General features: G+C 49.8%; 10 protein-coding genes. All 10 read left to right on the forward strand.

What is annotated here, in order from left to right:
• Positions 1 to 353: 353 nt before the first annotated feature.
• The 10 genes from murA (at position 354) to HMPREF9453_RS02140 (ending at position 14,804) form a co-directional block, all read left to right on the forward strand.
• Entirely contained in the window at positions 354 to 1,613 is a 1,260-nt protein-coding gene (murA, locus tag HMPREF9453_RS02095) for a UDP-N-acetylglucosamine 1-carboxyvinyltransferase (protein ID WP_008858913.1), read from the forward strand.
• Complete coding sequence (locus HMPREF9453_RS02100; RefSeq protein WP_008858914.1) at positions 1,591 to 2,688, forward strand: rod shape-determining protein; 1,098 nt, start codon at positions 1,591 to 1,593, stop codon at positions 2,686 to 2,688. The genes murA and HMPREF9453_RS02100 overlap by 23 nt, the downstream gene beginning before the upstream one ends.
• A gap of 368 nt (positions 2,689 to 3,056) precedes the next feature.
• Positions 3,057 to 3,347, forward strand: a complete 291-nt coding sequence (locus HMPREF9453_RS02105; protein ID WP_008858915.1) for a hypothetical protein — start codon at positions 3,057 to 3,059, stop codon at positions 3,345 to 3,347.
• A 17-nt stretch (positions 3,348 to 3,364) separates the two neighbouring features.
• On the forward strand, positions 3,365 to 5,347 hold the full coding sequence (locus HMPREF9453_RS02110) for a SpoIVB peptidase S55 domain-containing protein (RefSeq protein ID WP_008858916.1): 1,983 nt from the start codon (positions 3,365 to 3,367) through the stop codon (positions 5,345 to 5,347).
• Between the two features lie 31 nt (positions 5,348 to 5,378).
• Entirely contained in the window at positions 5,379 to 6,140 is a 762-nt protein-coding gene (locus HMPREF9453_RS02115; protein WP_008858917.1) for an MlaE family ABC transporter permease, read from the forward strand.
• A gap of 8 nt (positions 6,141 to 6,148) precedes the next feature.
• Positions 6,149 to 6,910: an ABC transporter ATP-binding protein gene (locus HMPREF9453_RS02120; protein ID WP_008858918.1), complete on the forward strand. Its 762-nt coding sequence runs from the start codon at positions 6,149 to 6,151 to the stop codon at positions 6,908 to 6,910.
• Positions 6,907 to 8,064 carry an MlaD family protein gene (locus tag HMPREF9453_RS02125; protein WP_008858919.1) on the forward strand — a complete coding sequence of 386 codons (1,158 nt, stop codon included), beginning with the start codon at positions 6,907 to 6,909 and terminating at the stop codon, positions 8,062 to 8,064. The genes HMPREF9453_RS02120 and HMPREF9453_RS02125 overlap by 4 nt, the downstream gene beginning before the upstream one ends.
• A gap of 29 nt (positions 8,065 to 8,093) precedes the next feature.
• Positions 8,094 to 9,593: a TolC family protein gene (locus HMPREF9453_RS02130; protein ID WP_008858920.1), complete on the forward strand. Its 1,500-nt coding sequence runs from the start codon at positions 8,094 to 8,096 to the stop codon at positions 9,591 to 9,593.
• A 189-nt stretch (positions 9,594 to 9,782) separates the two neighbouring features.
• Positions 9,783 to 14,177: a translocation/assembly module TamB domain-containing protein gene (locus tag HMPREF9453_RS02135; protein WP_008858921.1), complete on the forward strand. Its 4,395-nt coding sequence runs from the start codon at positions 9,783 to 9,785 to the stop codon at positions 14,175 to 14,177.
• 9 nt (positions 14,178 to 14,186) lie between these two features.
• Positions 14,187 to 14,804, forward strand: coding sequence for a sigma-70 family RNA polymerase sigma factor (locus tag HMPREF9453_RS02140; RefSeq protein ID WP_008858922.1), 618 nt, complete (start codon positions 14,187 to 14,189; stop codon positions 14,802 to 14,804).
• Positions 14,805 to 14,906 lie beyond the last annotated feature (102 nt).

Below are 14,906 nucleotides of genomic sequence, written 5' to 3' on the forward strand. Positions count from 1 at the left end.
AAGCGTAAAATGAGAAACTATAGGCCAGGATGCCTGGAGGGGCGTATAGGCGTTTATGGAGCTTCTTCTTCACCAATGGGGAGACTGGCCAGAGCTATACAGAAATACTGATTAAACCGAAGCCACGGAGATAGTAATTATCGACAGTCAAATGAATTACCGAGGAAAACTTGACACTTACCCCGCTTACAGTCTCCCTTGAAATCATATATATTTTTTGCTATGATACATGGTGATTTGATTTCGTAAATCTATATTTCCTCCTTCTTCTTCGGGGGAAGAAACATTTCGCGTATAAAATGATTATCAGGTACAAGATTTCTTTGATTTTTAAGTAACAGGAGTGATTCCTTTTGGAAAAATTAGTGATTCATGGCGGACGTCCCCTTCATGGACATGTCCGTGTTTCCAGCGCAAAAAATGCAGTTCTTCCTATCATTGTAGCAACTCTGCTTCCTTCTACCCCTGCATCTATCATTGATGCGCCGAACCTGGATGATGTGAGTACCATCTGCAGTGTGCTGGAGTCGCTGGGCGTGAAGGTGACAAAGGAAGACAATGTATTGACTTTTGATGCTTCCATGCTGGATAAGACAGAGGCATCCTATGAACTCATGAGCAAAATGAGAGCTTCTTTCCTCATTATGGGACCGCTCCTGGCTAAAATGGGTCATGCAAAAATTGCTCTTCCCGGAGGATGCATGATCGGAAGCCGTCCGATCGACCTTCATCTCAAGGCATTTGAAGCCATGGGAGCTGAAATTAATGTAGGCAACGGATTTGTGGAAGGATATGCACCTCATGGACTGAAGGGCACCACCATTTATCTGGATTTCCCCAGCGTAGGCGCTACGGAAAACATTTTGATGGCAGCAGCTACGGCGGAAGGCCGCACTATTATTGAAAATGCGGCTGAAGAACCGGAAATCGTAGACCTGGTGACTTTCCTCAACTCCATGGGCGCCAACATTAAAGGTGCAGGCACCAATATTATCCGCGTGGAAGGGGTCAAGGAACTGCAGGGCATTTCCCATACGGTCATTCCGGACCGTATTGAAGCAGGTACATTCATGATCGGCGCAGCCATGGTTGGCGGCGATGTGGTAATTGATAACGTACTGACGGAACATTTAAAGCCCCTTCTGGCCAAACTGAATGAAGCAGGGGTGAAGGTGATTAAGGATATTGACAGCGTACGGGTCATCAGCGATGGACATATTCGTTCCACCGATATCAAGACTCTTCCTTATCCCGGTTTCCCTACAGACCTGCAGGCCCAGTTCATGGCCCTTATGACCATTGGCAACGGCATTAGCAAGATTACGGAAACTGTTTTTGAAAACCGTTTCATGCATGTAGGTGAACTGCAGCGCATGGGTGCTTCCATCCAGGTGGAGGGAAGATGCGCCATTGTGCAGGGCGTTCCTTTCCTGAACGGCGCCTTTGTGAGAGCTACAGACCTTCGTGCCGGTGCAGCTCTTACTATTGCCGGTCTGGCAGCCCATGGAGAAACGGAAGTAGGGGAACTTCACCATATTGACCGCGGGTATGATCATCTTGTAGAAAAACTGCAGGGGTTAGGAGCAGACATTGTCAGAGTCGACAGGGATTAATCAGTCGTCCCCTAAAATTTCCAGACTTTCCAGCCAGAATTCCCTTTTGGACTGGATCGGTTCCTTTGGCTCGGAAGATATCGGCGTAGATATCGGCACTTCCAATATCGTCCTTTTTATGAAACATAAGGGGCTGGTGTTTCCGGAAGCTTCTGTTATTGCCCGGAACCGGATGAGTGGGGAATACCTGGCTTACGGCACCAGGGCTGAAGAAATGGAAGGGAAAACGCCGTCAGAAATCGTGATTTCCCGTCCTATGAAGGAAAGCGCCATTGTGGACTACAATGGCACCGCTTTCCTTTTAAACTCTATAGTAAACAAGTCCTACCTGAAGGGCATGTTTTTCCATCCGCGGCTCATTATGTGCGTGCCTAAAGGAATCAACAGCGTGCAGAGGCGGGCTCTTCTGGAAGCGGCAGTGGCCGTGGGCGCAAGAAAAACAGTACTTATCGACCAGCCCCTGGCGGCTGTGATGGGTATGGGACTGGAAAATCACCAGCAGGAAGGGACCATGATTGTGGACATCGGCGGCGGCTCCACCAAGATATCGGTTCTTTCCAAAAAGGGGATTGTGGTGAGCCATTTCTCCACAGAATCGGGAAGCACCATGGATACAGCGGTTCTCAATACGGTTCGGGACAGGTATCACATCCGCATAGGGAGAAAGGAAGCAGAAAGTCTGAAAATCGCACTGGGAGCTTCCTGGGATCTGGACCGGCAGCCCCGCATTGCAGAAACTTCCGGCCTTTCCATTGTTTCCGGACTTCCGGTGAAAATTGCGGTAACCAGCGAAGACATTGCCGGTGCCATCAATCCGATTCTCTACAAAATCTTCACCCACATCCGTGACGTGCTTCAGCGCACACCGCCGGCACTTCTGGCATCTATCCGGGAAAACGGCATCATGATGATTGGCGGTGCATCTCAGCTGAAAGGCATGGATGACCTGATTTCGAAAGTAATCGGCGTACCGGCCCGGGTAGCGGACCGTCCGTCTTATGTGAATGCGGTAGGAGCAGGATCGGCCCTGAACTACATCAATGATTTCAGGGATTCCCTGCAGGATTTACATTGAAATAGAATCAATCAAAAAGTACGGCTTGGGGAAACCGGCTGTGCTTTTTTTGTACTCTAAGGAAGCACTGATTAATTCATAGAGTTTTCTTTTATAAGAATTTTTATGCACTGTTTCGTCATGGGCTTCCTTAAATAGCTCGCTATTCGCGTCAGCCCATTCCTTGCATTGCATAAAAATTCAAGAATAAAAGCAAACAATGATTTAATCAGCGCTTCCCTAATGGCAGAAAAAATATGTCATATATTTTATCAGCCTTTTTCGGAAGAAACATTTTAAAAAATATTAAATTTAAAGAAATAATTCATAGCTCGTGGTAAAATAAAACTGATAATACCCGATTTTATAGACTGAAATGAGGGATACCCATGAAAAACTGGCAAAAAGCAGGACTGGCAGCAGCGGCTGCCCTTTTGATGGCAATGCCCGCAGAAGCAGCGGAAGTTTCACAGAATGCGGTGCTTTCCGGCAAAGTGACATCGGTGGTGGAAGTGAATACGCCGGTTAAGGAAGGACAGGTACTGGCTACCGTTGATTCCCTGGTAGGACCGGTTCCGGCGGTAAGAGCTGATACTGATGGCGTGGTGACAAAGGTTCTGGTTGTGAAGGGACAGCAGATCAACAAGCAGGACGCTGTGGCTGTCATTGAAACAAAGTAATGGATAAGGAGTTTTTAATGCATGCAATGGCAAGCAAGAAAATAAAAAGACTGGCTCTTTCAATCTGCCTGGCCCTGGGATCGATTCTGCCAGCAGGAGCGGAGGAATTTCTCCCGCTTTCCGATGTAAGGGAAGGCATGCATGGCTATGCAAAAACCGTAGTGCACGGCACAAAGATTGATACCTTTGATGTGGATGTGCTGGGCATTATGAAAAATAAGGGGAGCGCCGGCGGAGATCTGGTACTGGTGAAGGTGTCGGGTCCCCTCATTGATGAAACCGGCGGTATTGCCCAGGGCATGAGCGGAAGCCCCGTATATATTGACGGCAGGCTTCTTGGTGCCATTGCCTACGGATTTCCCCAGTCCGACGGACGTATCGGCATGGTGACTCCGATTTCCGACATGCTCCGCCTATGGACCATAGATTCCGGAGAGGAAAAGAAGGAAAGCGGGACGGATAGGGATCTGATTCCCCTGGCAACGCCTCTCATGGCGTCGGGCTATACTCCTTCGGGCATGGAATTTCTTACGGATAAGATGAAGGATTTCAACATGGTTCCCTATTCTGCCGCCTCTGCCGGCGTCGATGAGATGCCCCGCCCTCTGGAAGCTGGGGGAGCCGTGTCAGCTACCCTGGTTACCGGTGATCTGAAGCTGGGGGCTGTGGGTACTGTAACGTATGTGGACAAAGACCATATGGTGGCTTTCGGCCATCCCTTCCTGGATAAGGGGAGTTCTGCTTATTTCATGCACAATTCCTATATTTTCACCGTGGTTCCCAGCAGAAACATACCTTTCAAACTGGGCAGCGTAGGCGCGGAAATCGGTATGGTGAACGAGGACAGAGGTTCCGGCATCAGCGGTCTTTCAGGAAAAGTTCCGGAATCGGTGCGTCTCCATTCCTCGGTGCTTGATGAAGATACGGGACGGACTCAAAGCCTCAATGTGCGCATGGTGCAGAATGAACGGATGCTTCCCATGCTTTCCGTAACCTCCGTATATAACAATATGAGCAACACCCTGGATCGGAATGGCGAAGGAACTGTGTCTCTTTCTTATACCCTCTTTCCGGAGGATCTAAAGAAAAGACCTTTTACCCGGTCCAATATGTACTGGTCTTCCAAGGATATTTCCGAGAGAAGTGTAGATGAAATGTACAATGTCATCCGCATTCTGGAGCAGAACCGGTTTGAACCCTATAAACTTCGGGATATTTCAGTGGACATGAAGGTCACAAAGGACCGGAAAACGGCCCAGCTTCTGGACGCTTCCGCATCGCCCACCGTGGTTTCTCCGGGAGATACCATTTACGTCAGGGCCAGGCTTGCCCCCTATCGGGGAGAAGTGTTCTACAAGGATTTAGCTTTCACAGTGCCCAAGGACCAGCCTCTGGGTACCATGATTCTGGAAGTCAGGGGCGGCGGCGTGGTGCCGCTTCCTTACCTGATCCAGCAGCAGAAATATAATCTCACCGATGAAATCCTGGAGCGTATCCGCACCTATAAGGATTTCAACGATTTATTTGATAAACTGGAAAAAGAGGATAAAAACAACCAGGTGGTGGTTGAAATCCTTGATCCCAATGTGAGCATGATTTCCAGAGATGAGGAAAACGGCACCAAGGCGGAAATCCAGGATAAGAGGCCTTCTCAGAACCCGGACTATCTGAAGGGTAAGAAGGGAGACGGAAAGGAAGGCGAAAAGGAAGAGGACAGCCCCAAGAGCAGCGTGGACACCGATTATGTGGTCTACGGTGACGGACAGTTCACCTTCCAGGTCATGGCTCCCGAAGACCGGGACAGAGCTCTCCGCAAACTGGCCAAATCGAACCAGAAGATGATTGCGGACATGAAAAACGAAGGGAAAGATTCTATTTCCGGAAAAGATAAGGACGGAAAGAAGGAAGAAACGAAAGAGGAAAATGGAAAGAAGCCGGATACAGACAAGAAGTCGGGCACTTCCTATTTTCTGATGAGTGATTCCATGACCCGTCTGTAAGGATGGTTTGAAATGGGGAAGGGAGGAGAACATGGGATTTCTGGAATCATTGGGGCGGCAGACCCTGTCTATTTTTCACCAGCTGGGAGCGGTTATCCTGCTCCTCATGGCGGCGGTCCGCGAAATTTCCGCCATCCGCGGAAGAGAGACCTGTCGTCAGTGCCTTTCCTTGGGTGTTCTTTCTTTTCCCATTGTGGCGCTTACCCTTTTATTCACAGGCATGGTGCTTTCTGTGCAGATTGCAGGAGAACTGACCAAGTACGGCGCTGATTTCACAGTGGGGGCCATTGTGGCCATCGGCATAGGCCGCGAACTGGGACCGGTGCTCTGCGGCGTGGTGCTGGCAGGTCGTGTAGGTGCTGCCATTACGGCTGAAATCGGCACCATGCGGGTGACGGAGCAGATCGACGCCCTCCGCTGTATGGCGGTGAGCCCCATAGGCTACCTGGTGGTGCCAAGGCTCATTGCCTGCATGTGCATGCTGCCTCTTCTGGACGTATTCGGCGTGGCCATCGGCGTAGGCGGCGGCATGATGGTGGCATCTTTGTCCCATGGGGTTTCCTCCTATGTATTCATGCATTCCATTCACGTGTACTGCGTGCCTTCCGATTTATACATCGGCGTTTTCAAATCGGTTATTTTCGGCATGATCGTGGCTCTGGTGGGCTGCGACCGGGGCATGACCTGCACGGCCGGAGCGGAAGGGGTCGGTAAGGCTACCACCCAGTCCGTGGTCTATTCCATTATTATGCTTTTTGCAGCCAATTATATTCTTTCGTCCATTCTTTTCTGAGAGGCCTTATGATTTCTATCAGACATGTATACCAGACTTTCGGCAGCCGGCAGATTTTAAAGGATGTGAGTCTCACTGTCAAGGACGGGGAGACCATGGTCATTCTGGGCGCTTCGGGGTCGGGAAAATCGACTCTGCTGAAACTGATCATCGGGCTTTTAAAGCCCACATCAGGGGAAGTGATGGTGAACGGGAAGGATATGGCCCGCTTAAGTGAAGCGGAGCTGAACCATGAAAGACGACATATGGGGTTTGTATTTCAATATTCTGCCCTTTTTGATTCTATGACAGTGAAGGAAAATGTGGCTTTCGGCCTTCGTATGCATACGAAAATGAGTGAAGAGGAAATCGACAGGATTGTGAAGGAGAAACTCCATCTGGTGGGGCTGGATGGCATAGAGAATTTGATGCCCTCCAGTTTATCCGGCGGCATGAAGAAAAGAGTCAGTTTGGCCAGGGCCATTGCACTGGAGCCGGAAATCATCCTTTACGATGAACCTACAGCCGGTCTTGATCCTATCCGGTCCACTGATATCAGCCTCCTTATCAAGCATACCCAGAAAGTGCTTCATGCCACCAGCGTGGTGGTGACCCATGATTTGAAATCGGCCGAAATGATTGCTGACAGGATGGCTTTCCTTTATAAAGGATCCTTCCTGGCCATAGGAAAGCCGGAAGAACTCAGACAGTCTCCTGATCCAAGGGTTCGGCAGTTTATGGAAGGACTGCCGTCGGACCCTGATTTTCTGAAAGAAGGTGATGCTCCTTGAAATGGTCTACAGAAGCAAAGGTAGGGGCCTTTTCTCTGCTGGGGATTCTGCTTTTTGCTGTCATTATCATCCAGCTGGGGAATACGGTGATTTTCGGTAAAAGCGGATTTCATGTGACCGGCTATTTCAAAGAAGCAGAAGGAATCGAGCCGGGCAACCCCATCCATTATGCCGGCGTGGACGTAGGTATGGTGGACAATATTTCCGTGGAAAACGGGGAAGCGGTGCTGCGTCTTCGTTTTTATAAAGATGCCCAGGTACCAAGGGATGCGGATTTCTCCATCCAGACTTCTTCCGTCATGGGCGGACGATTTGTCAAAGTTTCCGGAGGTCATCAGGAAAGGGGCTTCCTTTCCGACGGTATGACCGTGCAGGGCAAGGCGGCTCCCGGTATCGACCAGGCCATGGATAAAATGGATAAGCTCATTAATTCCGCCCAGACTATGCTTGACGGCATTAACACGGTGGTTGCGGATCCGGCGGCTCAGCGGAATGTGAAGAACAGCATCAGCAACTTTGACGCTGTTTCCGAAAACCTGGCCATTCTCACAGCCCAAGGTATTCAGACGGCCAATGAAATCCAGGGCATTACCTCCCAGATTAATTCCATGCTTTACCAGCTCAATGGAGATGGCAAGGCAGTAGGTGATGCCCGCCGTATCATGGATAATCTGGCAGTGGCTTCAGAAAACGCAAAAGAAATTTCAGGCAATGCAAAAGAGATTTCCGGAAAAATTAATGGTATAATGAATGGGCAGACCGATTTTAATGTATCTGTTTCCGGAGAATTGTTATATAATACTAAAAAGGATGATTTTTCGCCGAATCTGTTTTTCCGCATAGGTAAAGGCACCTATGGACTCCTGGGGATTGAGTCGCTGACTAATGATCCTGTATATGATGCCGTATTTGGTAGGACGAGAGGGATTTACGGCTATCATGCAGGCATTGTGAGAAATAAGCTGGGCGCCGGTGTGGACTATGAAAAAGACCGGTGGAAGTTCTCGGCAGACCTCTATGATCCGAATGATCTGACCATGAGGATTCGTGGAAGCTATGCTATGGATGACCATTTCTTCCTTACCGGACAATCCATCTTCCCCCATGATAACAGGGGCGGCGGTGAATATATCGGCCTTGGATACAACTATTAATAGACATCTGTCTAGAAGGGATGAAATATATGAATAAATATACCTACCGTATTTTGGCAGCTTCCGTTGTAATGGCACTTTCTTTTGGGGTGGGTGCCCAGGCAAAGGGCTCTGATACCCGTGTGACCACAGATCCTTCCATTACCGAAAAGGCTCTTGCCGCCCAGATGAAGCAGGTAAGCGCTGATAAGAGTGTAAATTTCAATAATATGCTCATGCAGAAGAGTCTGGGAGATGCCCTTACTGATGCTGCAGCTCCGGAAGCTTCTTCCCTTGACATAGACCTTCGGGGCGCTGTCTCCACAGCAATCCAGAATAACCGTGACATCACCATTGCTGACCTCCAGCGAAAGGAAGCAGAAGCGGATGTAAGCGCAGCGGCAGCAGCCAAGAATCCTTCTGTCGGCTACAGCTGGCAGGGAAACCAGTTTAAAACTCGTATTGTTTCTACAGCCGGAGATGTGAACAATCGCTCCTACAGCCAGGGCGTCAATGTAACCCTGCCTATCTGGACCGGCGGAAAACTGGAAGGACTGATTAACCAGGCCAGATATGCAAAGAATATTGCTGATTTAACTTACTACAAAACAGAAGCGGACACAAAGCTTTCCGCCGTGAAGGCTTACTACACCTATCTGGAAAATATCAAGCTGGCCGATGTGCAGTCCATGTCTGTCAATGATTATGCAAACCACCTGAAAAATGTACAGCAGCAGTTTGATGCAGGTATTGTGGCAAAACTGGATGTCCTCACTTCCAGCACTTCCCTGGCCAATGCAAAGCAGAGCAAGATTGCTGCTGACAATGCAAGGGATATTGCAGAAGCCAACCTGAACAACATCATGCGCATTCCTATGAATACAAAGCTGAATCCCCTGGATAAGGATTTCCCGGAACCGGCTTTTGATATCACCATGGACCAGGCCATTGCCATGGCTCAGAAATACAGATGGGAACTGATTCAGGCTGATTACAGTGTCCGTGTGGCCAATGAAGCGCTGAAGGTTGCTAAGTCCGGCTATATGCCTACCATCAGCGTTGGCGGCGGTTACAGCTGGGATTCTGCAGCCCTTTCCAAAATCGATAAAGATGACTGGGCACTCCTTGGAAAAATCAGCTGGAACCTCTGGGATGGCGGTTCCACCCAGGCAGCAGTGAAGAAAGCTAAAGAAGGAGTCAAAGTGGCCCAGGAGCAGCTTCTTCAGGCCCGGGAGTCGGTGGAACTGGAAGTCAGACAGGATTACCTGAATATCCTTTCCTATAAGGAACAGATCCGTGCCACCGAAGCGGCTGTGGCGCAGGCTGAAGAAGCCTACAAGATTGCAGCTGTTCGCTACAGCAGCGGCGTAGGCATCAACCTGGATGTACTGGATGCAGAACTGCAGCTCAATACAGCCAGAACCAACTACATTACAGCCCTCTATAATTACAACATCGGCCTGGCTACCCTGGAACATGCCATGGGTATTCCGGCAGTGATTCATTCGGAATTCGCATCGCCCTTGAATCAGGCCATGGAAAGCAAGTAATAGGCAGGAAACTAGGGCCATGGCAGGGGAAGGCTCTACTGCCATGTTATGACCGGCAGGGTGGGAACCCGCTCGAAAGTGGCATGATTCAGCCGGCAGCAGAGCCGCTGCATCATGGCATAAACAAGAGATCGAAGATCCATAGAGAAAACGAAAACAAGAAACTAGACACGCAATGGAGAGATACCTTTGAACAGTAAAATCAAATGGTGGCTGAATGGGATTGCAGCATTTATTTTTGTGCTGCTCTGCGCCATTTACCTCCTGATCCGACCGATAATTGTACAAAACCTGGAACCTGTGCTGAAGGAGCAGCTGGGAGCAAGGGTGAACGGCACTCTGTCCTGGCAGGCCATGGACCTGGACCCGGATCTGAATCTTTCATTTACCAATCTGGAACTGAAAGACGAAAACGGATCTGATGTGCTTTCTACGCCTACTTTGACGGTAGGCTGGACTCTGTCTTCCCTCTACAACTATCTTATCAACCATGCAGGGGTAGCCTCTGTAGTAAAAGATGTGACTGTGGAGGACCCGGAGCTTTCACTTGCCCAGAAAGCGGATGGTACATGGAATGTAAGCAATCTGTTGAAGCCCTCTGATTCTTCCGACAGCGGCGTGTTTACAGGGAAAGTCATTATTTCGGGCGGCACGGCGAAAGTGAAAACCAATGCAGCTGGCGAGCTCGCTTTCTCTTCCCTGAATGGCTCCTTTGCCTGGGATGAAAACTCTGCTATTACAGGCGGCCTGAAAGGTACTTTCCTTGACAGCGCTTTCAAGAGTTCCCTCGATTATAAGGATAGCAATCATTTGGAAATCAATGTAAGCACGGACCCCATTCCCCTGCAATCTCTTGAGCCTCTGCTGGATGCTTTCCCACAGCTTCAGAATAAACTGACCCTGGAAGACGGTACAGGTAAAGTGACGGACGCTAAAATCTGGAAAAGTGATGGCGCCGTTGCTTACCGGGTGACCGGTTCTTTTAACCATGCTGCTCTTAGCTATGATAATTATGTTCTAGCTGATGGAGCAGCTTTTTTTAATATCGAAAACGGTCTGGTTTCACTGTCCCAGGTTTCAGGAACAGTGAACGGACAGAAGCTTTCCGGCGAGGTATCCGTGGATGCCACTGGAGAAAGCCCTGTCTTTGAAGGAAATGTATTTCTTCATAAGGTGGACCTCACAGCCTTTCTTCCGGAGGAAGGGATTTCCGGAATCCTTGATGGAAATGTGAACTTTTCCGGCACCACCGATAATCCCTCCGTCTCCGGCGCTCTCACCGGTGAGCGGCTTTCCTATGAGGGATATGATGTAGAACGGGCAAAAGCTGTTTTTGCGTATCATGATGATCAATTAACCCTTTCCCAGCTGGAGGCAGACAGAGACGGCGGCCATGTGGAAGGGAAGGCTTCCTATGACAGGAGAAGCGGAGACTTTTACGCAAACCTTCTGGCCGACCATATCAATCTGGAGGGACTGCCTCTTCCTTCCCCTGTCAGCGGCGTTGTAAGCGGTTACGGCATGGTGGAAGGGAATCTTCTCAATGGTTCTCTTTCTTTGAGAAAAGCATCGGCGTCCCTGGAGGGAACCGGACTTTCCTATGAAAATATGGCTGCCGAAAGTCTTTCCGGCTTCGGAAGCTATAATGGAACGAACTGGCAGGTCACAGCCCTGGGCAGCGGTATTTCCTACGACGGACTGTCTTTTGACAGCATTTCCTTCTCTGCGGAAAATGAAAATGGCCTCATTCAGGTTCCGTACCTGTCCGGCGCCGGCGCTGAGGGGTTCTTCACAGGAAATGGTTATTACAGTGATGAGGGCATGAATTTTGATGTGGAAGTATCGGATATGGATGTTTCCCATCTCTCTTCCTTTGCAGGAGTGGACCTGGGTGGCCGGGTATGGGCTAAAGCCCATGTTACCGGCACTTTGGACCATCCGGAGGGCACTGCTGATTTCAGAGCCCAAAATGGATATGTGAGGAATGCATCTTTTGATAGGGTGGCAGGACATGCAGTCCTGGCAGAGGGCAATGCGTCTATTTCTTCCCTCACCTGGGATGGTCCTTCCGGACATCACAGGGTCAGCGGCACCATTGGTATGGATGCTCCTCATGCCATTAATCTTTCGGTCAAGACCAGTCAGACCAGAATTGAAAGTCTCCTTTCCCTGGCCAATCTTGACTATCCACTGACCGGATGGATTTCCAATGACCTTTCCCTTACAGGCAGCCTGGAAAACCCGCAGGTTTCCGGTGACTTCCACGCCTGGAGCGGTTCGGTGGCAGGCGAACTTTTCCAGAGCATTTCCGGTAAGTACAGCTACGACGGTCATGACGTGACCCTGGAGAACTGCCTCGGCTACATTTACGACGGCACGGCTCTTGTAAACGGCAAAATCAGGGGGAAGGACCTGGAGCTGGAAGCTTCTCTGACGGATATCAGTATGGAAAGAATGCTTCCGGGCAGAGGCATAGAAGGCAGTCTTTCCCTTCTGGGCCATGTAAGAGGCACCGTGGACAGTCCTGTATTTGACGGTATGGCTTCCACCAGGGAGATTACCATTGGCGGAAATACCATCCGGAACGTATCGGCCGGCATTCATTACAAAGACGGTCTTGTCTCTCTGGATGAAGGTTCTTTCCGTCAGAAGGAAGGAACTTTTACCTGGAAAGGCAGCTATAACACCCATTCCGGCGCCATGAACGGATTACTGGAATTCAGCAGCTGGAATATTCGTGACATTATGAAGTTCTTCAACAGGGATGTGAGCGGCGTAGACGGAAAGGTGGAAGGCAGCATGCGTATCAGCGGCACCACCGAATCACCGAATGTGGATTTCAACGCTCATGTACTGGGCGGCCATCTGGGAGACGCAGTGCTGGGAGAGGGGAAAGTGGACTTTTCCTACATGAACGGCGCCCTGTCCATCAGGGAATGCCAGATTCCCATCGGTTCCGGCGTCCTGGCAGCCCAGGGCTCCATGAACAGCGCAGGAGATCTGGATATCCAGGCGGCTGCCAGAGATATGGATATTTCCTGGATTCCCCAGGTTTTAGGGAAGAAGGATATGTCCATCGGGGGAAAACTGACCGCGGCCGTCATTCTTTCGGGAAATAAAAAAGCGCCGGTGGCTGATATTTCCGTAGGCATTGATAACCCTCGGTATGGCGACATCTCCTTTGACAGCCTGTCTCTCATGGCCAATGCGGCCAACAATGTGGTTACGGTGCAGAACGGCCTCATTTCCAGGGGTCAGTACCGGGCCAGCATGAAAGGCACCCTTCCGGGCAATGTATTTACCGGAAGCACCACAGACAAGGCGGTACCTTTGAACCTGGATATCAATCTGGATGAAGCGGACATGAATATGCTTGCTATTTTCTTCAAGCCTGTCACTGCGGCAAGCGGTCCCATCCACGGTCATCTGACAGTGGCCGGCAGCTATGACAATCCGCTTCTTCTGGGCGGCATCAATGTAAAGGACGGGTCTTTGTCCTTGATGACTATGAATGAAGCCATTACGCCGGTGAATATGAATCTGACCTTTTCCGGCAATGAATCCCATCTGGAAGGAAGTGCAGCCTTTGGCGGCGGCAGCCTCACGGTGAACGGCGATGTTTCCTTTGACCATATGAAGATTGGCAATTATAAAGGGGAACTCCATATCCATACGCCTTCCATTAATTCCACCTATTATAAAGGCTCTCTGGACGGTGATTTCACCTTTGGGGAAATCGAACGTTTTGCAAGGCCCGGCATTACAGGTACCCTGAAAGCGGAAAATGCGGTTGCTGATATTCCCTTTACTCTTCTCGGCGATTCCGGAAATACGTCCCTTGATGTGCTCACGAAAATCGACGTTACTATCGGAAATAATGTGCGCCTTTACAACAGTGCTCTCTATGACATGATGGTGAAAGGAAATCTGTCCATCCTGGGACCGCTGTCTGCTCCCGTGGTCACCGGCCGGGTGAATGCGGAAAAAGGGACTGTTAAAATCAATACCACTGAATTTAAAATGAACGAAGCCAATGCCATCTGGGGCGGTGAACCGGGAAGCCTCCTGCCTGACATTCATGCCAAGGCTTTCACCAAGGTGGGCCATTACGGCATTACCGCCGAGCTGGACGGACCGCCGGGGAATATGAAGACCACCTTCCACAGCGAGCCCGCTCTGAATGATACGCAGATTCTCATGCTCCTTACTCTCCACCAGAACCCGGACGACAAGGACAGCTCCGGCGCCATGGAAGGGGCCCTCTTCAATGCAGGTCTCACCATGCTCTTCGGCAACGGCGTGCAGGATTTCCTGCAGGACAAGATCGGACTGGACCAGATTTCCATTACTTCCAGCCTCACCGATTATTATGATAATGTGGATGACAACAACGACAGCTATTACTACATCAAAATCGGCAAGTACCTGTTCAACGATTTCATGCTCACTGCTACCATGGGCATGAACAACGATGAAAAGAGTATCGGCGCTCATTATGATTTAAACTCGCGGGTAGGCCTTTCTTCGTGGTATAATAGTAACCATGACAGTTATGTAGGTACTGACTGGAGTTTCAAATTCTAGGAGATATAGATGCTGGAAGAATATAAATCCTTCCTTGCTACCCTGACCAAGCTTTCGCGGGAAGAGGAAGAAGAACTGTGGAAACAGTATAAAGAACAGGACCTGCTGGAAGCCAGGCAGTCGCTGATTGAACACTATCAGCCCCTGGTTTTCCGGGAGGCCATGAAATACGGCCTGCAGGAAGCGGTGACCCTGGATCTTATCCAGGAAGGCACGGTAGGGCTCATGGAAGCGGTGGAACGGTTTGATCCCTCCCAGGGCGTGGCTTTTTCCCTCTATGCCCTTCATCGGGTGAGGGGACGCATGCTGAATTTCCTGAGGCGCAATGGTTCGGAAGTTCTTCTGGACGATGGAGAGGAAGAAAAGGTTTTCCTCACAGAAGCCATTCCAGATACGGCTTTCGAATCAGCGGACAAAAGCGTGCTCAACATGGCAGTGAGCCATGCGGTATCCAGGCTCCCTGTGAAGGAGCAGGACGTGATCCGCCGGGTTTATCTGAATGAACAGACCGCCCAGGAAACGGCCCATGCCATGGATGTGAGCACCGCCTATGTGTACCGTCTGGAAAAAAGAGGTATCCGCCGTCTCCGCGGTATGCTTTCTAAATTGATTCACGACAGGAAATAGTGTAATATAGGTGAAAATGAGCGATTGATTAAGTTATCTGGCGATAGAGTCAGATTTATGATTATTTACTGATGTTCTTTTATACTTCTCTTTGGCTGATTA

Origin of the sequence: Dialister succinatiphilus YIT 11850, assembly GCF_000242435.1 — a bacterium.
Lineage (GTDB): Bacteria > Bacillota > Negativicutes > Veillonellales > Dialisteraceae > Dialister > Dialister succinatiphilus.

What these genes read in the sequence shown, in the direction of transcription:
- HMPREF9453_RS02120 (WP_008858918.1), top strand. Translation starts at nt 6,149, where the DNA reads ATGATTTCTATCAGACATGTATACCAGACTTTCGGCAGCCGGCAGATT.
- HMPREF9453_RS02130 (WP_008858920.1), top strand. Translation starts at nt 8,094, where the DNA reads ATGAATAAATATACCTACCGTATTTTGGCAGCTTCCGTTGTAATGGCA.
- HMPREF9453_RS02110 (WP_008858916.1), top strand. Translation starts at nt 3,365, where the DNA reads ATGCATGCAATGGCAAGCAAGAAAATAAAAAGACTGGCTCTTTCAATC.
- HMPREF9453_RS02105 (WP_008858915.1), top strand. Translation starts at nt 3,057, where the DNA reads ATGAAAAACTGGCAAAAAGCAGGACTGGCAGCAGCGGCTGCCCTTTTG.
- HMPREF9453_RS02115 (WP_008858917.1), top strand. Translation starts at nt 5,379, where the DNA reads ATGGGATTTCTGGAATCATTGGGGCGGCAGACCCTGTCTATTTTTCAC.
- HMPREF9453_RS02140 (WP_008858922.1), top strand. Translation starts at nt 14,187, where the DNA reads ATGCTGGAAGAATATAAATCCTTCCTTGCTACCCTGACCAAGCTTTCG.